Here is a 22,247-nt window from a genome sequence, read left to right on the forward strand (position 1 = left end):
GCGTGAACGCCTTTTCCGGCCTACGGACTGCGGTAGAAGATCACTGTACTGAGATTGGGGCAATTACTCGCCCCCGTCAAATCATTGCTGGCTTTCTTTGCGCGGCTGACGCAGAACTTCGTTAATCTGCGGTTTATCGACCGGACCGGTGATGCGATAGCGCAGAATCGAAACTTTGCTCCACAATGGTCCCAGAACCTTACTGGCAGCAAATACCGCCGCGCCGACAATCGGGTTGACAGCAAACGCAGCGGCAACCCCTACGGTGGCAGAAATTTCAGGCGCGACAATGGCTTCCATATCCAACTCCCGACGGACCAGGTTCACTGAGCCTTTCATCGCAATGTCTGCCTCCAGACCATCCACCAGCGTGTCGTCGGTATGCATCACACCATCTTTGATCCACGCCGTGCTGCGAATCGAGTCGAAATAGAAACCTTCACTGAAGGTATCGCTAAAATCAAAACGCAGTTTACGTAGCAACGCATCAAAGCTCAGCAGTCGCAACAGTTGCCCCGCATGCCCGGTACTGAGTTCGGTAAGCTCACCTTTGCCCAACCGGGTACGCAAAATCCCATTCAGCGATGCTTCGTCCGGATCCCACGGCGGGTTACGCCAGTGCAGGTCATACTCCACGTTGAACGAAGAGTTACGAATCGGGGTCGATACGCCAAAGAAACTGGCAGCGGAGTCAATTTTACTGCCGCTCAGTTTACCCTTCAGTGACGTTCGCTCTTTGCCCGGCGCATTCACCCACACGCCATCGGTGGTCAGTCTGGCAAAGCCCGTATCCAACAGACCGTTGCTCAACGTTAGCGTGTCGCCTTTAATTGCTACATCGGCATCAATGCGCCCATATTTCTGTCCCCACATCCAGCACTCGGCACAGCGTAACTGAAGGTCCGGCCAGCCGCGGAAGCTGAAGTTGTCCACGGCGGAAAACGGCGAGGCTGATGTGTTGCCCGGTGACGCTTTCGCCGCGCTAGGGTTGTAATAAAGATACTTAATATTGGTCAGCCATGGCGCATTATTGCGCATCGCCAGCGTGGCGTTAATTTCACGACCCTGCGCCTGTACGATGGAGCCATTGCTCGCAGGCTCAGACACAATACTCAAATTATTCCACTGCTGACCGCCCAGGGATAACGATGGCGTACGCACGGTGATGCGTTGTGGGAAGTTGGCATTAGTGCCAACGTTATCCGCTGCGCCTTTTTGGAACAACGCCAGCCATTGCGCGCCATCCATAGGGGGAAGATTAAGCTCAATGCCTTGCTGATCGGGTAACGCGGGCACAGTACGGCTTTCCGACGTCCAGATAGCGCGGTCAAGCGTCAGTTTCTGATTCAGCAACCAGCGGCTGTTAAAGTGGTTCTTACTGCCAGCATTACCGGTCAGTTCAAAGCTGCGCAGATTACCGTTGGCCTTAACATTCACCGGCAACGCTTCACCGGGCGCCTTATTCAGCGGAGCAGGTAAGTGACTACTTACATTCTTCAGGTCACCCTTTAGCTCAATGTCGTAGGTCGGCCCGGCATGATACGGAAGATCGATACCCACTTTGCCATTCCACGCCATGCTACCGCTTAACGCATCGTTGACCTGCGCCGGTAAAATCCCCATGCGGGTTGGCTGCCAGTCGCCTTGCAGGTTCACGGCTACCTGATAGGCTTTCGCCCCTTCGGTGGTGGAGAAGTCGACGTTCAGCGGCTGATTAAACCAGTTCGCCGTCATCGGCTCGCTCTTCAGATCGCCGTTGATAAAGCTGAATTTACCATTCAAATTCTTCAGCGTGCTGTCGAGTGGTTTAATAAACAAGCTGTTATTACGCAGGTTGACGTCGCCTTTGGCGGTAACCAGCGAGCCGTCTAGCGGAATATCAAGATGTAAGCGAGCATTCACATCACCGTCAATTTGCAACTGTTCCAGCGTGGCACCGAGAGAATCCTTCAACGGAGTCTCATCAAAATAAGGTCCAACCGCCTTGCCTGGCCCGTTGATATCGGCATCAATCAGCAGCTTTTCTTTTGCATAGTCGGGAATATTAGCCGTCAGGTTACTGGCCTTCACGCCGCCTAGATTGACGCTATCCGTCTTCATCCACAGGCCATCGTTAATGAAGTTTAGTTCGATATTAAGATCGGTTAGCGCAGGCCAGTCGGGCTGGAAAGCAAATTTCGCATTGCGTAGCGGCACCAGGACCTGAAACTGCCCTTCATTGTGCAGATACGGGAACAGATTCGGGTTACCGCCATACACCAGCGTGGCGTTATCCGCTTCGCCGCCCTGAATAGCGCCGCTGAGGTAGTCAACCAGATCCTTACCCATCAGGTTTTCCGGGAAATAACGCCAGGCCTGGGAGCCATCGTCGGTACTGATACCGGCCAGAATGCCCAACCATGGCTCATCATCAGCCGGTTGCAGATAGCGAAAACCACCGCGCGCATGTACCGCTTTCGCTTTAACATCAATGTTGCGCCCGTCTAACTGGAAGCCTTTATCATTCTTCAGCCAGCTTAGCGTCGCCACGCCGTTCTCTATTTCCAACGGCGCGCGGAAGACGGTTTCATACGGCATTTTTGCTTGTTTCATGGAGGCGGTGAGCGCCCCATTTTCAACGCTGCCCGCAAGCGTACCGGAGAAATGTTCTGCCCCCGGCAGCAGCTTCCACTGTTTCCAGGCCAAATCGGTCCACGAGGACAGGAAGCGGGTTTTTTCTGTCGCCTGTAACGGGATATCCAGCGCAAGCACATCTATTTTGCCGCTGGGTTGCGTGGCCCGCCAGATATCACCCAGCGCAGGCGATAGCCTGGACGCCATCGGACGCAGTCCTTCTAACCCAGCCAGTTCCAGATTACTGGCGCGAATGCGTAGCTCATCACTGCGTTTGTTATTCTCGCCACCGACTTCCTGCTCAGGGATCCAGGCTAGCGTTAATGCCCCGCTCGGCCAGGGCTTATCATCCATGGTGATACGCGTATCGGGAATAGAGAATTGCCAGCCCGGCTCTTCACGGCTGATGTGCGCCGTCAGATTATCGACGGAAAGCGTATGCGTACGATTTTCACCCAGCCAACTTGCCCCGCCTTTTTTCAGCCAGACATCACCACCAGAAACGACACCTTTGCTGATCGTCATCCATGCTTCCAGGCTAAAACGCGCGGTTTGTAGCGCGACATTATCCTGCATCCATTTGCCCAGCCATGGTTTGACGTCGATGTCGTCTGCCTGCAGCCAAACTCGACCGTTATTCAACAGCCCTTCGTCATCACGCAGATCCATACGCACCTGCATAATGCCGTGCTGTCCAGTCAGGCTGGAGAGGCTGACCTGACCCTCGGCGCGATGCCGATTTTTACCATTCAACCAGGTAAGCTGGGGGATCGCCAGTTCAGCACGTTGACCTGAGAGGGTTATAAAGCTGATATGGCTGTCGCGTAGATCGAAATGATCAAACTGACGCAGGAAGAGATCGCTGAGATGGCCGGTTTCAATCCCATCTCCGCCTTCGCTGCGCTGGATAGGCGTATTGGTGCGCAACTGCAGTTGCCAGAAGGTGAGATCGCGAAACTGCCAGCGCATGTGCAGCAAACTTTGCCAGACATCCAGCGCCAGCGTGACGCGTTTTACCGAAAATTCTCCCCCATCTTTCAGCTGCGCATGGATATTGCGCGCTTCAAGCGTAGGACCGAAATTTTGCCAGCTGGCAGAAAGCTGGCTAGCGGAAACAGGCAGACCTGTGGCGGATTCAATCTTGCCAAGAATGGCCGGACGCCAGCTATCAAGATGAGGTAACGCAAGGCGCAGTCCACTGACCAGCAGCGCTGCGATGACAACGAATGCGGCTCCAGTGAGCAGTAAAATCCCCGGCAATCGCCTCACGCGCCTCTCCTTGTCTACCAAAAAATATGACTCACACCCCTTGAGTGAATATTGCCGGATAACGGCGCTTGCGCCTTATCCGGCCTACATGCGCGGGTGCCACTACACGATTTACATCATGACGACGTCGAACTGCTCCTGGTTATACAGCGGTTCGATTTGTACTTTGACCTGTTTGCCGACAAAGATCTCAACTTCCGCCAGCGCATGTGACTCTTCACCTTTCAGGGTTTCAGCCACTGCCGGAGAGGCATAAACCAGGAAACGATCGGAGTCATATGCATGGTGTACGCGCACGATTTCGCGCATGATTTCATAGCATACGGTTTCCACCGTTTTCACCGTACCACGCCCATGGCAGGTCGGACACTCGTTGCACAGTACATGTTCCACGCTTTCACGTGTGCGTTTGCGCGTCATCTCCACCAGGCCCAGCTGTGAAAAACCGTTAATGCTGGTTTTTACGCGATCCTTGCTCAGAGCCTGCTCCAGGGAGTGCAGCACCCGGCGACGGTGATCTTCATTATTCATGTCGATAAAATCGATAATGATAATACCGCCGAGGTTACGCAGACGCAGCTGACGAGCAATGGCCTGCGTTGCTTCAATATTAGTATTAAAGATAGTGTCGTCGAGATTACGATGCCCAACAAACGCGCCGGTGTTGATATCCACGGTGGTCATCGCTTCGGTTTGATCGATGATCAGATAGCCGCCGGACTTCAGCTCAACTTTGCGTTCCAGCGCGCGCTGGATTTCATTCTCAACGTCAAAGAGATCAAAAATAGGCTGGCGCCCGCTGTAATGTTCCAGCTTGCTGGTCATCTCGGGGATATATTCCGCCGTAAATTCCAGTAACGCCTCATAGGTCAGACGGGAGTCGACGCGGATGCGGTCAAGCTGCGCATCGGCAAAGTCACGCAACACGCGCTGTGCCAGGGCCAATTCACCGTACATCTGGTAGCGCGTTTGCGGGCGCTTTTTACGCTCCATGACTTTCGTCCAGACGCGCTTCAGGTAGGCAGCATCCGAGGCCAGATCCTCTTCACATACGCCTTCCGCCGCCGTGCGAATGATGAAGCCACCCTGCTCATCGCAGTAATCCGCCACCACTTTTTTCAGGCGTTCGCGTTCGGTTTCGCTTTCGATACGTTGGGATACGCCAACGTGCGAAGCCCCCGGCATAAAGACGAGATAACGGGAAGGAAGCGTGATGTCCGTCGTCAGGCGTGCACCTTTAGTTCCCAACGGATCTTTTACCACCTGCACCATCAGATCCTGACCCTGGCGCACCAGTTCAGAGATGTCGCGTACGGTGAACTGTTTTTGTTCTTCACCCGCCACGCATTCGGTGTGCGGCATGATGTCAGAAGCGTGAAGAAATGCGGCTTTATCCAGTCCAATATCTACAAAAGCCGCCTGCATACCCGGAAGTACACGACTTACACGACCTTTGTAGATATTGCCTACGATTCCGCGTCGCGCCTCACGTTCAATATGAATTTCCTGCAGAATACCACCATCGATGTAAGCCACCCGAGTTTCCGATGGCGTTACGTTTACCAACAATTCAGCCGTCATGTTTATCCCTTTTCTCACGCAGTGCGTTAAAATTGGTCAGCAACTCATACGTTTCTACCAGCGGTAAGCCGACTACGGCGTGATAGCTGCCATTTATCTTCCTGACAAAACAGCCACCCAACCCTTGAATACCGTATGCACCTGCTTTATCCATTGGTTCACCGCTGGCAACATAGCCCGCGATGTCCTCATCGGTTAGTGCTCTGAATGTCACTTCCGTCACTACCAGGCAGTCCAGACTGTGCTGGCGATCGGCCAGTGCCACGGCCGTCATAACTTGATGCGTTTTGCCCGACAGTTTGCGCAGCATTACTGCGGCATGGTCGGCGTCGTGAGGTTTTTCCAGCACTTCGCCATTAAGGATAACGATGGTATCCGCACCCAATACCGGCAAATCGCGCTGGGCCAGCGCTACGCCAGCCTGCGCTTTTTCGCGCGCCAGACGGGAAACGTACTGCTGCGCGCTTTCCTGCGGGTGCCGCTGTTCTTCAATCCCTGGGACCAGTCGTTCAAACGTAACACCAAGCTGAGCGAGCAACTCCTGACGACGTGGAGAACCTGAAGCAAGATACAGAGTATTCATATCAACCTTATTGCACCGCAAACTGCTGACGGACTTTACGCATCAGTAAGAATAGCCATGGCCAAAGCACACCATTCACTACACTACTCCAGAACACTTCAGGTCTGAAAGAGACGTTGATCACTAAAAACTCGGCCCAGAAAACAATAATATCCACGACCAGTGATAACAACATGACCACCAGCGCCTGTTGCCAGAGCGCGAGGTTTCGGAATAGCTGGAATTTCAACGCGACCAGATAAGCAATGATACTCATCGACAATGCGCGCACGCCAAGCGTGGAGCCGCTGATGAGATCCAGTATGGCACCCACCACAAATCCCGTGCCCACATTTACGCGATGCGGCAGTGCCAGGATCCAATACAACAAGATGAGCAGCACCCAGTTTGGCCGGAAAACCAGAATGTCATCCGGCCAGGGCATGACTTGCAGCAACAGTGCAATAAGGAACGAGAGCCAAATCACCCAACGTCCCTGGCTACGATAGCTTGCCACTTACTGTCCTCCCGGCTTACGCGGAGCAGGTTGTGGCGGCGTGGTATCTGCGGGCGCTGGAGCCACGCCTGTTGCAGGTGCTGGTATTGGCGCAGGCGGTCCCATGGTATCTGGTGCAGGCAGAACTTGCGGCATCATTTGCATCAGACGTTCATTAGCAACGCGGTGTACTTCTTCCGGCGTCATCGGGTTTGCGCCATTACGATCGGCACCCCACAACAGCAGCAGATAGCGCAGACGCTGCAGACCCGCAGTCGGGCGAGCCTGAATCACGGTATAAGCGCGCTGAGTGTCCAACTTAACGGAAGAAACAACAGCAACCGGATAACCTTCAGGGAAACGTCCACCCAGACCCGAGGTGACCAGCACATCGCCAACGCGAATATCGGTGTTAGCCGGCAGGTGTTCGAGCTGAAGATCGTCGGTGCAGCCGTTACCCGCAGCGATCACGCGGATATCATTACGCAGTACCTGAATGGGCAGCGCATGCGTCGCATCGCAAATCAGCAGCACGCGGCTGGTCAATTTAGCCACCGCCACGACCTGACCTACTACACCTTTGTCGCTAATAACCGGCTGGCCTTCGTAGACGCCGTTAACGCTCCCTTTGTCGATCACGACCTGATCGCTGTAAGGGTCATTAACCGTTGAGATGACCTGCGTCACCATCTTTTGTTCGTCCTGACGCAATGGCGATCCCAGCAGCTCACGCAAACGCGCGTTCTCCTGTTTGTATTGCCCCAGCATCAGTAGTTCGCTATTTTTCAGCAGCAGTTCCTGACGCAACGCCCGGTTTTCAAGTTCGAGTTGGTCACGCGAAGCCAGCGTTTGCGACACGCCGTCGAGTAATTCACGAGGACCATTTGAGATAAAGTAGAAAGGACTGACGGCGGTATCCATGTACGTTCGGATTTGACTAAACGTACCCAGGCGGCTGTCGGCAATAATAACGCCGAGCGCCACCAGCACCGCCAGAATAAGGCGAATCTGTAGCGACGGGCCACGGCTAAAAATTGGCTTCATAGTCTATGCGTATTCTCGTATCAGAGCGGAAGGGCAACCCGCGGGGGCTACCCAACCTGCATCCGATTACTCTTCGCTGAACAGGTCGCCGCCGTGCATGTCGATCATTTCCAGCGCCTTGCCGCCGCCGCGCGCCACGCAGGTCAGCGGATCTTCAGCAACAACAACTGGAATACCGGTTTCTTCCATTAACAGACGGTCAAGGTTACGCAGCAGCGCACCGCCACCGGTCAGCACCATACCGCGTTCGGAGATGTCAGACGCCAGTTCCGGCGGGCACTGTTCCAGTGCAACCATTACTGCGCTCACGATACCGGTCAGTGGTTCCTGCAGAGCTTCCAGAATCTCGTTAGAGTTCAGGGTAAAGCCGCGCGGAACGCCTTCAGCCAGGTTACGACCGCGAACTTCGATTTCGCGCACTTCGTCACCCGGATAAGCGGAACCGATCTCGTGTTTAATACGTTCTGCGGTCGCTTCACCGATCAGTGAACCGTAGTTACGACGAACATAATTAATGATGGCTTCATCGAAGCGGTCGCCGCCAATACGGACAGAAGAGGAGTAAACCACGCCGTTCAGGGAGATAACGGCAACTTCAGTGGTACCACCACCGATATCAACAACCATTGAACCGGTTGCTTCAGAGACTGGCAGACCCGCACCGATCGCGGCCGCCATCGGCTCTTCGATCAGGAAGACTTCACGAGCACCTGCGCCCTGAGCGGATTCACGGATCGCACGGCGTTCAACCTGAGTTGCTCCAACCGGTACACACACCAGTACGCGCGGGCTTGGGCGCATGAAGCTATTGCTGTGCACTTGCTTGATAAAGTGCTGGAGCATTTTTTCAGTCACGAAGAAGTCAGCGATAACGCCGTCTTTCATTGGGCGAATTGCAGCGATATTGCCCGGCGTACGACCCAGCATCTGCTTCGCATCATGACCTACTGCAGCCACGCTTTTCGGCGAACCGGCACGATCCTGACGAATGGCCACAACAGAAGGCTCATTCAATACGATGCCTTGTCCTTTTACATAAATAAGGGTATTCGCGGTACCCAGGTCAATGGACAGGTCATTGGAAAACATGCCACGAAATTTTTTCAACATACTAAGGGATAATCCTGAAAGCTGGGGCGGAAAACAAAATCCGCTTACTTTACCAACCACACGCAGCAGCGACAAGGCGCAAAAATCATCTGCTACGGTGAAAATTAGTGCAGTTCGTTTCCTTTGTTACAAAACCGGCCTGAGTCCATCAGGGCTGAATAAATCAGCAGCACTCCTCGCTTTTGTTTGCAACCTGTCAAAGGTCATTCACCTGCATGTTTGCTGTTACAACCTGGCGAGCAGGCAAGCACACCCCCAGAAGGCACAGCGCGCGTTATTCTACGTGAAAACAAATTAAACGGCAGGTTAAACCGAGTATCTTTGCGAATATTTTTTCACGTTAGTGTCAAGTGGTTGTGATGCGGCAAAAAAATCCCCTTGCCCACCCGCAACTCCGCGTTCTGTCAGCGTATGCCACTCACTACGCGAACGTACGCCCGTGGCGTAAACCTGCGTGGGTGTTCCCGAACAGGCCTCCACCAGGCTTTGAACCAGAAGCTGATTTTCCGTTCGCTTATCAATGTTCCTCACCAGACTTGGATGTAGCTTCAATAACTCAACGTTAAGCTCTTTGATCCAACTGGTGCTCACCAGCGTTAACCCCGCCTGCGTAACGGCAATACGCACGCCCAGCGCATTCATCAATCTGATAACGGGCTGTAACCGGCTGATATGTTGACAGACATCTGCCTCAGCAAGTTCAATAATTATGCGTTTGCGTAATGATTTTTCGCACTGCATCAGCGTATCACGCAGCCAGCGCTGAAAACGTGGACGAATAAGCGATTCAACCGTTGTCTGCATCGCCAGATTTTCCTGCGGCCAGTAGCCCAAAAGCAGGATCAGACGGCTTATCTGCAAACGGTCATATTCTTCTGCCAGACCAAATTGCAGGACCATCGGCATATATTCCGCCGAAATGACCTCTTCGTTGCCATCAAAAATACGGCACATCAACTCCCGATGATGCACCCGACCTTCGCGCGTTACTGCAGGCTTTTGATAAATTCTTGGCCCGCCCCGGCTGAGCATCTGTTCGATCAGCGTTCGCCAGCGTACGTTGCCCCGACCTTTTTCCGGCAGCGAGTCATCATAGACCGACCAGCTATTTCCGCCCTGCAATACCGAATTCCGGGTGGCGGCTTCAGCATGATCCATCACTTGCTCCGGCGACTGACCGCTGCGGCAAACGCAAATGCCAATATGAACCATATCGGCACGATCGATCATTTTATTAGCCGGAAGTGCATCTACCGCTTTTAATAATTGCCCGGCGATACTTTCCGCCTCTTTCAGAGTACGGTGCGGCAGCAGGATAGCAAAATCGCTACGGTGGTAGCGCGCCAGCAACGCGCCCGGATAGCGCGTCATAAAAGTCGACAACAAATTGATCAGCGTCGAGATTTGTTCTTCCGCGAGGGTGATTCCCCAGCTATCACGCAGCAGCGTAAAGTCCGGCAGGCGCACCATCATCACGACGCCATGCGAGCCTACTTTTTCCTGATCTTCCAGCAGCGTGGCCAGTTGGTTATCAAAAAACAAGCGGTTGCTTAGCCCGGTTTTTGTATCCTGCGCGACATAGGAACGAATCAGCGTATCCAGGCGGCTGCGTTGCTCGCGGGCATTTTGAATTTCAGTCAGCAGCATATCGAGCGCACTGCTGGTACGCGCAGGCCATTCATAGACCGTTCCCCGCACGTTCGGTCCACGTTCGCCGTTCAGAATACGCGTGGAACGAATCTCCAGCAGCTCCTGACCCGAAAGCTGGCGCTGAAGCCAGCGCACAGACAAAAAGAGCATCAGAATAATGAAAGCAATGGCTATCGTGAGCGGTGCGGTGGTCAGTAGCGAATGGAAATAGTTACCCATCGGATCCTGATAAACCAGACGCAATGACATACCCGGATGCTTGACCAACGGTACGGTAATCTCGCGGTAGAGATTGTTTGTCCCTGCCGGTCGGTAGCTGCTGGTCCGTGAGTGGTCATACACCACGTTTTCGCCCTGCAACAGTTCGATGCGAACGATATCAACAGAAACCATCAGTTCATCGATTTGCGGGGTTAACGCAACGACATCTCTGGAGACCAGATGCGTATCAATCGCCGTCGCGACCGCATGAACGCGCGTGGTGAACTTATATTGAATAGCGTTGTAGAAACTCAGCGAACAGCCGATCAGAGTCACGAAGATCGTTAACCCAGTAAGCAGCGTGACAAAAGCTGAAAATTTCGTCGTTAATCGCATCCTTGTGTTAACTCCGACAGTTATGAAACAGGCCTGAAAGTGATAAATCGACTCTAAAATGCAAAACTGACCGCAAAATCCGCCAATTTATACAAACTGTGAGGGCATACTACCAAATCAGGTATATCTGGCAATTTATTGCGCAGAATCGGCATCATGTTTTGATTAGCGAGTATAGTCTTCATTATTAATTTTCCAATCCACTATACGAATTGAGGACAGGTTATGCAGGCTTTGATCTTAGAACAGCAGGACGGAAAAACCCTCGCATCCGTTCAACCCCTCGACGAAAATCAGCTACCGGAAGGCGATGTAACGGTGGATGTCCACTGGTCAAGCCTGAACTATAAAGACGCCCTGGCTATCACCGGCAAGGGAAAAATCATTCGTAATTTTCCGATGATTCCTGGTATCGATTTCGCTGGTACCGTGCGTGCAAGCGAAGATCCCCGTTTTCATGCGGGTCAGGAGGTTTTACTGACCGGTTGGGGCGTAGGTGAAAATCATTGGGGTGGACTGGCAGAACGCGCACGCGTGAAAGGCGACTGGCTGGTTGCGCTGCCAAAAGGGCTGGATGGACGTAAAGCCATGGTCATCGGTACCGCTGGCTTTACCGCCATGCTTTGCGTCATGGCGCTTGAAGATGCAGGAATTCGTCCGCAAGACGGTGAGATTGTCGTCACTGGTGCCAGCGGAGGCGTGGGCAGCACGGCCGTTGCGTTACTGCATAAACTGGGTTATCAGGTTGCGGCGGTTTCGGGTCGTGAAAGCACCCACGACTACCTGAAAAGCCTGGGCGCTAATCGTATTCTTGGCCGCGATGAATTTGCTGAATCTCGCCCGCTGGAAAAACAGCTGTGGGCTGGCGCGGTGGATACCGTTGGCGACAAAGTTCTGGCGAAAGTCCTCGCGCAGATGAACTACGGCGGCTGTGTTGCCGCCTGCGGTCTGGCGGGCGGTTTCGCTCTGCCAACCACGGTAATGCCATTCATTCTGCGTAACGTTCGTTTGCAAGGAGTGGACTCGGTGATGACCCCGCCGACACGCCGTGCAGAAGCCTGGGCTCGTCTGGTTAAGGATCTGCCGGAATCTTTCTATGCTCAGGCGGCAACGGAAATTACGCTGGCGGATGCGCCGAAGTTCGCCGATGCCATCATCAATAACCAGGTGCAAGGCCGTACGCTGGTGAAGGTGAAGTAACAGACCCTGGCGCAGAAATTTACACTTAATTAACGAAATTTCGCGGCACATCTACAGACTCCCTGCCATATTAACTACGCGTCCCCTGTCAGTTATGACGCGTAAGCCGGGAGTCTGTTATGAAGAAATTACGTCCATTTACAGAAGCCGACGTCACTGACGAGTCGGCTTTTTTTATGCAGCGTCGCCATGTGCTGAAAGCATTAGGGATCAGCGCAGCCGCGTTGTCTTTACCCCACTCTGCGCAGGCTGACCTTCTGAGTTGGTTTAAGGGTAATGACCGCCCGCCCGCGCCCGCGGGAAAGCCGCTTGATTTCAGCAAGCCCGCCGCCTGGCAAAATTCGCTTCCTTTAACCCCAGCGGATAAAGTTTCTGGCTACAACAACTTCTATGAATTCGGTCTCGACAAAGCGGATCCGGCAGCCAACGCGGGTAGCCTGAAAACCGATCCGTGGACATTAAAAATCAGTGGTGAGGTCGCCAAACCACTCACTCTCGATCACGATACCTTGACCACCCGTTTCCCGCTGGAGCAACGGATTTACCGCATGCGCTGCGTGGAAGCCTGGTCAATGGTCGTGCCGTGGATTGGCTTTCCGTTACATAAACTGTTGGCGCAGGTAGAACCCACCAGCAATGCGAAGTATGTCGCGTTCGAAACGCTGTACGCACCGGAAGAAATGCCAGGACAAAAAGATCGCTTTATTGGCGGCGGGCTGAAGTATCCCTATGTTGAAGGGTTGCGCCTGGATGAAGCAATGCACCCACTCACACTGCTTACCGTGGGGGTTTATGGTAAGGCCCTTCCGCCACAAAATGGCGCGCCCATTCGCTTAATTGTGCCGTGGAAATATGGATTTAAAGGCATTAAGTCGATCGTGAGTATCAAACTCACGCGCGAACGCCCTCCGACAACCTGGAATCTGGCCGCGCCCAATGAATACGGGTTTTATGCCAACGTGAATCCGCATGTCGATCATCCCCGCTGGTCCCAGGCCACTGAGCGTTTTATTGGCGCTGGCGGTATTCTGGACGTACAGCGTCAGCCTACGCTGATGTTTAACGGCTATGCCGAAGAGGTTGCGTCACTGTATCGCGGACTCAATTTGCAGGAGAATTTTTAAGTGCGACTGACCGCAAAGTATATTACCGGGCTGAAAGTTTGCCTGCATCTTGCCGGTTTTTTGCCGTTTATCTGGCTATTTTGGGCGATAAATCACGGCGGCCTGAGCGCCGATCCGGTCAAAGATATCCAGCACTTTACCGGTAGGACAGCTCTGAAATTCTTGCTGGCGACCTTGCTGGTCTCTCCACTCGCGCGCTACGCTAAACAGCCATTATTGATACGCACACGTCGCCTGTTAGGGCTATGGTGTTTCGCCTGGGCAACACTGCATTTAACCAGCTACGCGTTACTGGAACTGGGCATTAATAATCTGGCGTTGTTAGGGCGGGAATTAATTACGCGACCTTATTTAACCTTGGGCATTGTCAGTTGGGTCATATTATTCGCCCTCACCTTAACGTCCACGCAGGCTGCACAGCGAAAGCTGGGTAAAAACTGGCAGTATTTGCACAACTTCGTCTATCTTGTGGCGATCCTGGCACCCATACATTATCTGTGGTCGGTAAAAATTATCTCCCCTCAACCGATTATTTATGCAGCGCTCGCTGCGGTGCTGTTAGCGTGCCGTTACAAGAAGTTTCGCCAGTGGTGGCGGTAGTTTCACGATATGTGCAGTGCGTTGCAAAACACGGACGATCCGATTTTCTTTACATGTTAACGGTTGATTATCTTCCCTGATAAGACCAGTATTTAGCTGCCAATTGCTACGAAATAGTTATAATGTGCGACTTTGCTATCCCCGGTAGCGTTTTTAAGGCGCTGAAAGGGTGACAATCGCATATTGAAGGTATATTTTGTCTTTTACCCGAAAATGGCAGAAGATAGCCGCACAATGACTAACAAGTCTGGCAATCTCACTTAATGGCAGCAGCACCCAGTGCAGCGCCTGAGATGCGTGGCATCTTGTCACTCACTGTTATAAAAATGCTATACAGACGGCGGTAAAACGCCTGTCACAATCTCACTAAACAAAGAGTACGGAACCCACTCATGGATATTCGTAAGATTAAAAAGCTGATCGAGCTGGTTGAAGAATCAGGCATCTCCGAACTGGAAATTTCTGAAGGCGAAGAATCTGTACGCATCAGCCGTGCAGCGCCAGCTGCAAGTTTTCCGATGATGCAACAGGCTTATGCTGCACCAGTGATGCAGCAACCAGCTCTGTCTAACGCTGTCGCACAAACTGCCTCTCCAAGTATGGAAGCTCCGGCAGCAGCGGAAATCAGTGGTCACATCGTACGCTCCCCAATGGTTGGTACGTTCTACCGCACCCCGAGCCCGGATGCTAAAGCGTTCATCGAAATCGGACAGAAAGTGAATGCGGGCGATACCCTGTGCATCGTTGAAGCCATGAAAATGATGAACCAGATCGAAGCCGACAAATCCGGCGTAGTTAAAGCGATCCTGGTAGAAAGTGGTCAACCGGTAGAATTTGACGAGCCGCTGGTCGTCATCGAATAACGAGGCGAACATGTTGGATAAAATTGTTATCGCCAACCGCGGCGAGATTGCCCTGCGTATTCTTCGTGCCTGTAAAGAACTGGGCATCAAGACTGTCGCTGTGCATTCAAGTGCGGATCGCGATTTAAAACACGTATTGCTGGCGGATGAGACGGTCTGTATCGGCCCGGCTCCGTCCGTAAAAAGCTATCTGAACATCCCGGCTATCATCAGCGCCGCTGAAATCACCGGCGCGGTGGCAATTCACCCGGGCTATGGCTTCCTCTCTGAGAACGCCAACTTTGCTGAGCAGGTAGAGCGTTCTGGCTTTATCTTCATCGGCCCGAAAGCCGACACCATCCGCCTGATGGGCGACAAAGTGTCTGCAATCACCGCGATGAAGAAAGCGGGCGTACCGACAGTCCCAGGCTCTGACGGCCCGCTGGGCGATGACATGGACGCTAACCGCGCTCATGCTAAACGCATCGGCTACCCGGTTATCATCAAAGCCTCCGGCGGCGGCGGCGGTCGCGGTATGCGCGTCGTGCGCAGCGATGCCGAACTGGCACAATCCATCTCCATGACCAAAGCGGAAGCAAAAGCCGCTTTCAATAACGACATGGTCTACATGGAGAAATACCTGGAAAACCCACGCCACATTGAAATTCAGGTGCTGGCTGACGGTCAGGGTAACGCAATTTATCTGGCAGAACGTGACTGCTCCATGCAGCGTCGTCACCAGAAAGTTGTCGAAGAAGCACCAGCGCCGGGCATTACCCCGGAACTGCGTCGCTACATCGGCGAGCGTTGCGCCAAAGCGTGTGTTGATATCGGCTATCGCGGGGCGGGTACTTTCGAGTTCCTGTTCGAAAACGGCGAATTCTACTTCATTGAGATGAACACCCGTATTCAGGTTGAACACCCGGTAACCGAAATGATCACCGGCGTTGATCTGATCAAAGAGCAGCTGCGCATCGCAGCGGGTCAACCGCTGTCCATCAAGCAGGACGAAGTTGTGGTTAAAGGCCATGCGGTAGAATGCCGTATCAACGCCGAAGACCCGAACACCTTCCTGCCAAGCCCGGGTAAAATCACGCGTTTCCACGCACCGGGTGGCTTTGGTGTGCGTTGGGAGTCTCATATTTACGCAGGCTACACCGTACCTCCGTACTATGACTCAATGATCGGTAAGCTGATCTGCTATGGCGAAAACCGCGACGTCGCTATCGCCCGTATGAAAAACGCATTGCAGGAACTGATCATCGACGGTATCAAAACCAACGTTGACCTGCAGATCCGTATCATGAATGACGAGCACTTCCAGCACGGTGGAACCAATATCCACTACCTGGAGAAAAAACTCGGACTTCAGGAAAAGTAAGCGTGCGTTAACCGAAAAGGCCGGAAATTCCGGCCTTTTGTTTTTCTCCCCTCCCGCACGTGCCATAAGGTACAATCCCCGCTTTCTTTATCCACAAGGGACAAAAAATGGACGCTCGTTTTGTTCAGGCCCATAAAGAGGCGCGCTGGGCGCTGTGGCTAACCCTTTTATATCTGGTCACATGGTTAGTGGCCGCTTACTTACCAGATTCAACGCTGGGTTTTACCGGCTTACCGCACTGGTTCGAAATGGCCTGCCTGCTAACGCCGCTGGTTTTTATCGTGCTGTGCTGGGCGATGGTGAAGTTTATCTATCGCGACATTCCGTTGGAGGATGACGATGCAGCTTGAAGTTATTTTTCCGCTGGTCGCCTATCTTCTGGTGGTCTTCGGTCTCTCAGTTTATGCCATGCGCAAGAGATCGACCGGTACCTTCCTGAATGAATATTTCCTCGGCAGCCGCTCCATGGGCGGCGTCGTGTTAGCGATGACGCTAACGGCAACCTACATTAGCGCCAGCTCGTTTATTGGCGGTCCTGGTGCCGCTTACAAATACGGACTGGGATGGGTGCTGCTAGCGATGATCCAGTTGCCCGCCGTATGGCTCTCATTGGGGATTCTTGGTAAGAAATTCGCCATTCTGGCACGCCGTTATAATGCTGTTACCCTCAACGATATGCTATTTGCACGCTACCAGAGCCGCCTGCTGGTATGGCTGGCAAGCCTCAGCCTGTTGGTCGCGTTTGTCGGGGCAATGACCGTACAGTTTATTGGCGGCGCACGTTTGCTGGAAACCGCAGCGGGTATCCCCTACGAAACCGGTCTGCTGATTTTTGGCGTCAGCATCGCGTTATACACGGCGTTCGGCGGCTTTCGCGCCAGCGTGTTGAACGACACCATGCAGGGCATGGTGATGCTGATTGGTACTATCGTTTTGCTGGTCGGCGTTGTTCATGCTGCCGGTGGCCTCAGCAATGCGGTGGTAACCCTGCAGACTATCGATCCTAAACTGGTTTCGCCGCAGGGCGCTGATGACATTTTGTCACCCACGTTTATGACCTCATTCTGGGTGCTGGTATGCTTTGGCGTGATTGGCCTGCCGCATACGGCGGTACGCTGTATCTCTTATAAAGACAGTAAAGCGGTACACCGCGGCATTATCATCGGCACCATCGTGGTGGCGATCCTGATGTTTGGTATGCATCTGGCGGGCGCCCTGGGACGGGCGGTAATCCCTGACCTGACGGTACCGGATCTGGTAATCCCTACGCTGATGGTCAAAGTCCTGCCGCCGGTCGCTGCCGGGATTTTCCTCGCCGCACCTATGGCCGCGATCATGTCGACGATCAATGCCCAATTGCTGCAAAGTTCCGCTACGATCATTAAGGATCTGTACCTGAACCTTCGCCCGGAACAGCTGGAAAACGAAACCCGGCTGAAACGCATGTCGGCAGTGATTACCCTGCTGCTGGGCGCGTTACTGTTGCTGGCCGCCTGGAAACCGCCAGAGATGATTATCTGGCTTAATCTGCTGGCGTTTGGCGGGCTGGAAGCCGTCTTCCTGTGGCCGCTGGTGCTGGGCCTCTATTGGGAGCGGGCAAACGCGTCAGGCGCATTGAGCGCGATGATTGTCGGCGGCGTGCTTTATGCTCTACTCGCCACCTTTAACGTTCAGTTCCTGGGCTTCCACCCAATCGTGCCCTCGTTACTGATAAGCTTGCTGGCTTTCTTGATAGGCAACCGTTTCGGTTCCGCCGTCCCGCAAGCCGCCATATTGACTACTGATAAATAAAGAGTTTTGCCATGCCATGGATCCAACTGAAACTGAACACGACCGGTGCCAACGCTGAAGAGTTGAGCGATGCGCTGATGGAAGCGGGCTCCGTTTCCATTACTTTCCAGGATACGCATGATACGCCGGTATTTGAACCTCTGCCGGGCGAGACTCGCCTGTGGGGTGATACCGACGTTATCGGCTTGTTCGATGCAGAAACCGACATGAAAGAAGTGGTTGCCATCCTGGAACAGCATCCGCTGCTGGGTGAAGGCTTCGCGCATAAAATCGAACAGCTCGAAGACAAAGACTGGGAACGCGAATGGATGGATAACTTCCACCCGATGCGCTTTGGTGAGCGTCTGTGGATTTGCCCAAGCTGGCGCGATGTCCCGGATGAGAATGCTGTCAACGTGATGCTGGACCCGGGTCTGGCGTTTGGTACAGGCACGCACCCCACTACCTCTCTGTGCCTGCAATGGCTGGACGGTCTTGATCTTAACGGTAAAACGGTTATCGACTTTGGCTGCGGCTCCGGCATTCTTGCCATTGCGGCACTGAAGCTGGGTGCGGCGAAAGCCATTGGCGTGGATATCGACCCGCAAGCGATTCAGGCCAGCCGTGATAACGCCCAGCGTAATGGTGTTTCTGAGCGTCTGGAGCTTTATCTGCCGAAAGACCAGCCAGAGGCGATGAAAGCCGACGTGGTGGTCGCCAACATTCTTGCTGGCCCATTACGTGAACTGGCTCCGTTAATCAGCGTACTGCCCGTTGAGGGCGGTTTGCTGGGGCTTTCTGGTATTCTTGCCAGCCAGGCGGAAAGCGTCTGTGAAGCCTATGCCGATCTCTTTACGCTCGATCCGGTTATCGAGAAAGAAGAGTGGTGTCGCATTACCGGCCAGAAAAAATAATCCCTTCCGGCGTGGTTATCTGACCACGCCATTTTCAGACAATTGACCAGCATACCGACACTTTCCTCAGCGATATAATAATCAATTGATTTTGTTATTTTTTATATTGATTCTCGTTGAGTAAACGTATGCGTTTCAACTGTTTTACAACAACTTTGCTGGCAGCATGCATGATGCCACTGACCACACTGGCCGTACCATGGGGATATACCGAAGAAAACGGCCCCGCACGGTGGGGAGAAATCAGCAAAGCGTATGCAACGTGCCAGACAGGCATAAACCAATCCCCCATAGACATCCAGACCACCACAACCAGTAAACTCGGTCTCCCCGCGCTGAACATGCAGTACGTCGATGGCCCAACTAGATTTCGGAGCATTAACCATACGTTGCAAGCAACGATGAGTAGCTACGCATCTAATTCTATTGAAATTGATGAAACGCTTTATTATTTAAAACAATTTGATTTTCATGCCCCGAGCGAACATACCCTCAACGGTAAAACCTATCCGCTGGAGCTGCAGCTGGTCCACAAAAATCAATCCGGAGACATCGCTATCGTGGCGGTTATGTTTGATATCGGCGAACCAAACCAGGCGATTCAAAATTTGTGGGAGTCCTTTCCAACCATGGAGGACAGCAGCATGGCCATCTTCTCGCCGGTCGATATCCACCAGCTTTTACCCGACAATAAAACCTACTGGCGCTACCGTGGTTCGTTAACAACGCCTCCCTGCACCGAAGGCGTCACCTGGACTATCCTGAAAACGCCTGTTGCTCTTTCTGCCGAACAAATGGATAAATTCCACTACATTGTTGGGCCAGCAAACAATCGCCCGCTGCAGCCGTTGAATGAACGCAAGATTACGGACAGCTATTCTGGGGATACCGAGATCCTGTACTAAAATGAGGTAGCGATCACACAATGACGAGGTAATTTGCTGATTAATTCAGCAGAATATCTTGTCAGTACCGTCTGCAGCTGAAGAAAAAATGAGAAGTTACGCAAAATTATATGTGTATATAAAATCGACACATTTTTATAATGCGATGATTTATATGATTAAATATTTTCATGCGTTCACATTTACGGCAATTCATTGATCCACCTCAGTGGATTGGTCAAAGTTTGGCCTTTCATCTCGTGCGAAAAATGCGTAATATACGCCGCCTTGCAGTCACAGTATGGTCATTTCTTAACTCATGCGCATCGGACAATACCAGCTCAGAAATCGCCTGATCGCAGCACCTATGGCTGGCATCACTGACAGACCATTCAGGACGCTGTGCTATGAGATGGGAGCAGGATTGACAGTATCCGAGATGATGTCTTCTAACCCGCAGGTTTGGGAAAGTGACAAGTCTCGTTTACGGATGGTGCACGTTGATGAGCCAGGAATTCGCACGGTGCAAATTGCCGGTAGCGACCCTGTTGAGATGGCCGATGCCGCACGTATTAACGTGGAAAGCGGCGCCCAGATTATTGATATCAATATGGGGTGTCCGGCTAAAAAAGTGAATCGCAAGCTCGCAGGTTCAGCCCTCTTGCAGTACCCGGATTTAGTGAAATCGATACTAACCGAGGTCGTCAATGCAGTGGACGTTCCTGTCACACTCAAGATTCGCACCGGCTGGGCTCCGGAACACCGTAACTGCGTAGAGATTGCCCAACTGGCTGAAGACTGTGGCATTCAGGCTCTGACCATTCATGGACGCACCCGCGCCTGTTTGTTCAATGGAGATGCTGAGTACGACAGTATTCGGGCAGTTAAGCAGAAAGTTTCCATTCCGATTATCGCGAATGGCGACATTACTGACCCGCATAAAGCCAGAGCTGTACTCGACTATACGGGGGCGGATGCCCTGATGATAGGACGTGCAGCTCAGGGAAGACCCTGGATCTTTCGGGAAATCCAGCATTATCTGGACACTGGGGAGCTGCTGCCCCCGCTGCCTCTGGCAGAGGTGAAGCGCTTGCTTTGTGCGCATATTCGGGAACTGCACGACTTTTATGGTCAGGCAAAAGGGTACCGAATTGCGCGTAAACACGTATCCTGGTATCTCCAGGAACACGCTCCGGATGACCAGTTTCGGCGCACATTCAACGCCATTGAAGATTCCAGCGAACAGCTGGCGGCGTTGGAGGCATACTTCGAAAATTTTGCGTAAACAGAAATAAAGAGCTGACAGAACTATGTTCGAACAACGCGTAAATTCTGACGTACTGACCGTTTCTACCGTTAACTCTCAGGACCAGGTAACTCAAAAGCCCCTGCGTGACTCGGTTAAACAGGCACTGAAGAACTATTTTGCTCAATTGAATGGTCAGGATGTGAATGATCTCTATGAGCTGGTACTGGCTGAAGTAGAACAGCCCCTGTTGGACATGGTGATGCAATACACCCGCGGTAACCAGACCCGTGCTGCCCTGATGATGGGCATCAACCGTGGTACGCTGCGTAAAAAACTGAAAAAATACGGCATGAACTGATACTAATCAGTTAAATGTTTGTTTTAAAAGGCGCTACTCGGCATGGGGAAGCGCCTTTTTTATTGACGTCACACGGGAGGCTTTGGCGATGAACGCGAGATGTGAACCTGTCTATTTTGGCGATGAATCTAAAAAGATAATCCTGGGCGATGCGCTAACTGAACTGAAAAAACTGCCGTCTGAAAGCGTCGAACTCATTTTTGCTGACCCTCCTTATAACATCGGGAAAGACTTTGACGGGATGGTTGAATCCTGGGACGAAGAGACCTTTCTGGCGTGGTTGTTTGAGTGCATCGACGAGTGCCATCGCATCCTCAAACCACACGGCACCATGTACATCATGAACAGTACGGAGAACATGCCGTACATCGACCTCAAATGCCGCCCGCTTTTTACCATCAAGAGTCGTATCGTGTGGTCATACGATAGCTCAGGGGTACAGGCCAAAAATTACTTTGGTTCGATGTATGAACCGATCCTGATGATGGTAAAAGATCAGAAAAACTACACATTTAATCGTGACGATATTCTGGTTGAAGCCAAAACTGGCGCTAAACGCGCGCTAATAGACTACAGAAAAAACCCGCCGCAGCCATACAATCAGAAAAAAGTGCCGGGCAATGTCTGGGAGTTCCCACGCGTACGCTATCTGATGGACGAATACGAAAACCACCCCACCCAGAAACCCAAAGCCCTCCTGGAGCGTATAATTCTGGCGTCCTCGAATCCAGATGACAGGGTACTGGATCCGTTTGCCGGCAGCTTCACCACCGGAGCTACCGCCGTGGAATTGGGTCGCAAGTTTGTCGGGATTGAGATCAATACTGAATACGTAAAAATGGGGCTCAGAAGACTGAGTATCGGTTCTCATTTTTCAGAAATTGAGCTTGCCAAGGTGAAAAAACGTAAGACAAAAAACCTGTCTAAAAAGAGTCGATTGACGGCAAAGAGTGGCGATCTTTCAACAAAGTAAAGGCATTGTAAGTCTGCTTTTCAGCTTAAA

19 protein-coding genes are annotated in these 22,247 nt (G+C 52.5%); 12 read left to right on the forward strand and 7 right to left on the reverse strand.

Features of this window, described 5'->3' with window-relative positions:
* Nucleotides 1-81: 81 nt before the first annotated feature.
* From yhdP to csrD, 7 genes are all read right to left on the reverse strand, one after another.
* Nucleotides 82-3,882, reverse strand: a complete 3,801-nt coding sequence (gene yhdP, locus OGX97_RS02420) for an AsmA2 domain-containing protein YhdP (RefSeq protein ID WP_071444712.1) — start codon at nucleotides 3,880-3,882, stop codon at nucleotides 82-84.
* A gap of 111 nt (nucleotides 3,883-3,993) precedes the next feature.
* Entirely contained in the window at nucleotides 3,994-5,463 is a 1,470-nt protein-coding gene (gene rng, locus OGX97_RS02425) for a ribonuclease G (protein WP_003025190.1), read from the reverse strand.
* Nucleotides 5,453-6,046, reverse strand: coding sequence for a Maf family protein (locus OGX97_RS02430; protein WP_032945152.1), 594 nt, complete (start codon nucleotides 6,044-6,046; stop codon nucleotides 5,453-5,455). Before OGX97_RS02430 ends, rng begins: the two co-directional genes overlap by 11 nt.
* A 7-nt stretch (nucleotides 6,047-6,053) precedes the next feature.
* Nucleotides 6,054-6,542: a rod shape-determining protein MreD gene (mreD, locus tag OGX97_RS02435; protein WP_003025196.1), complete on the reverse strand. Its 489-nt coding sequence runs from the start codon at nucleotides 6,540-6,542 to the stop codon at nucleotides 6,054-6,056.
* Nucleotides 6,543-7,565 carry a rod shape-determining protein MreC gene (gene mreC / locus OGX97_RS02440; protein WP_008785960.1) on the reverse strand — a complete coding sequence of 341 codons (1,023 nt, stop codon included), beginning with the start codon at nucleotides 7,563-7,565 and terminating at the stop codon, nucleotides 6,543-6,545. It lies immediately after the preceding gene.
* Between the two features lie 66 nt (nucleotides 7,566-7,631).
* Complete coding sequence (gene mreB, locus OGX97_RS02445) at nucleotides 7,632-8,675, reverse strand: rod shape-determining protein MreB (protein ID WP_000913396.1); 1,044 nt, start codon at nucleotides 8,673-8,675, stop codon at nucleotides 7,632-7,634.
* 306 nt (nucleotides 8,676-8,981) lie between these two features.
* The gene (gene csrD, locus OGX97_RS02450) at nucleotides 8,982-10,922 is read right to left on the reverse strand and encodes an RNase E specificity factor CsrD (RefSeq protein ID WP_048215442.1); all 1,941 of its coding nucleotides are present in this window, start codon (nucleotides 10,920-10,922) and stop codon (nucleotides 8,982-8,984) included.
* A gap of 225 nt (nucleotides 10,923-11,147) precedes the next feature.
* Between csrD and acuI the strand changes: the two genes are divergently transcribed.
* The 12 genes from acuI to yhdJ all read left to right on the forward strand — a co-directional run bounded on the left by acuI (nucleotide 11,148) and on the right by yhdJ (nucleotide 22,217).
* Nucleotides 11,148-12,122 (forward strand): acrylyl-CoA reductase (NADPH), encoded by a 975-nt coding sequence (acuI, locus tag OGX97_RS02455; protein ID WP_008785963.1) that lies wholly within the window; start codon nucleotides 11,148-11,150, stop codon nucleotides 12,120-12,122.
* A 119-nt stretch (nucleotides 12,123-12,241) separates the two neighbouring features.
* A complete protein-coding gene (gene msrP, locus OGX97_RS02460; protein ID WP_057067970.1) occupies nucleotides 12,242-13,246 on the forward strand; it encodes a protein-methionine-sulfoxide reductase catalytic subunit MsrP in 1,005 nt (334 codons plus the stop codon).
* A complete protein-coding gene (msrQ, locus tag OGX97_RS02465) occupies nucleotides 13,247-13,846 on the forward strand; it encodes a protein-methionine-sulfoxide reductase heme-binding subunit MsrQ (RefSeq protein ID WP_048236876.1) in 600 nt (199 codons plus the stop codon). It abuts the gene before it with no gap.
* A 392-nt stretch (nucleotides 13,847-14,238) separates the two neighbouring features.
* Complete coding sequence (gene accB, locus OGX97_RS02470; RefSeq protein ID WP_003025210.1) at nucleotides 14,239-14,709, forward strand: acetyl-CoA carboxylase biotin carboxyl carrier protein; 471 nt, start codon at nucleotides 14,239-14,241, stop codon at nucleotides 14,707-14,709.
* Between the two features lie 10 nt (nucleotides 14,710-14,719).
* On the forward strand, nucleotides 14,720-16,069 hold the full coding sequence (gene accC, locus OGX97_RS02475; RefSeq protein ID WP_003828838.1) for an acetyl-CoA carboxylase biotin carboxylase subunit: 1,350 nt from the start codon (nucleotides 14,720-14,722) through the stop codon (nucleotides 16,067-16,069).
* A 107-nt stretch (nucleotides 16,070-16,176) separates the two neighbouring features.
* The gene (locus tag OGX97_RS02480) at nucleotides 16,177-16,419 is read left to right on the forward strand and encodes a YhdT family protein (RefSeq protein WP_003828839.1); all 243 of its coding nucleotides are present in this window, start codon (nucleotides 16,177-16,179) and stop codon (nucleotides 16,417-16,419) included.
* Nucleotides 16,409-17,860 (forward strand): sodium/pantothenate symporter, encoded by a 1,452-nt coding sequence (gene panF / locus OGX97_RS02485; protein ID WP_020996361.1) that lies wholly within the window; start codon nucleotides 16,409-16,411, stop codon nucleotides 17,858-17,860. Before OGX97_RS02480 ends, panF begins: the two co-directional genes overlap by 11 nt.
* 11 nt (nucleotides 17,861-17,871) lie before the next feature.
* A complete protein-coding gene (gene prmA, locus OGX97_RS02490; RefSeq protein ID WP_003025221.1) occupies nucleotides 17,872-18,753 on the forward strand; it encodes a 50S ribosomal protein L11 methyltransferase in 882 nt (293 codons plus the stop codon).
* Nucleotides 18,754-18,923: 170 nt separating this feature from the next.
* Nucleotides 18,924-19,658, forward strand: a complete 735-nt coding sequence (locus tag OGX97_RS02495) for a carbonic anhydrase (protein ID WP_223849040.1) — start codon at nucleotides 18,924-18,926, stop codon at nucleotides 19,656-19,658.
* Between the two features lie 298 nt (nucleotides 19,659-19,956).
* On the forward strand, nucleotides 19,957-20,922 hold the full coding sequence (dusB, locus tag OGX97_RS02500) for a tRNA dihydrouridine synthase DusB (protein WP_008785970.1): 966 nt from the start codon (nucleotides 19,957-19,959) through the stop codon (nucleotides 20,920-20,922).
* Nucleotides 20,923-20,947: 25 nt separating this feature from the next.
* Nucleotides 20,948-21,244 carry a DNA-binding transcriptional regulator Fis gene (gene fis, locus OGX97_RS02505; protein WP_000462905.1) on the forward strand — a complete coding sequence of 99 codons (297 nt, stop codon included), beginning with the start codon at nucleotides 20,948-20,950 and terminating at the stop codon, nucleotides 21,242-21,244.
* Between the two features lie 88 nt (nucleotides 21,245-21,332).
* On the forward strand, nucleotides 21,333-22,217 hold the full coding sequence (yhdJ, locus tag OGX97_RS02510; protein WP_153686725.1) for an adenine-specific DNA-methyltransferase: 885 nt from the start codon (nucleotides 21,333-21,335) through the stop codon (nucleotides 22,215-22,217).
* The last annotated feature ends 30 nt before the right edge of the window (nucleotides 22,218-22,247 follow it).

The sequence above is a fragment of the Citrobacter sp. Cpo061 genome, from assembly GCF_030332845.1.
Classification (GTDB): domain Bacteria; phylum Pseudomonadota; class Gammaproteobacteria; order Enterobacterales; family Enterobacteriaceae; genus Citrobacter; species Citrobacter portucalensis.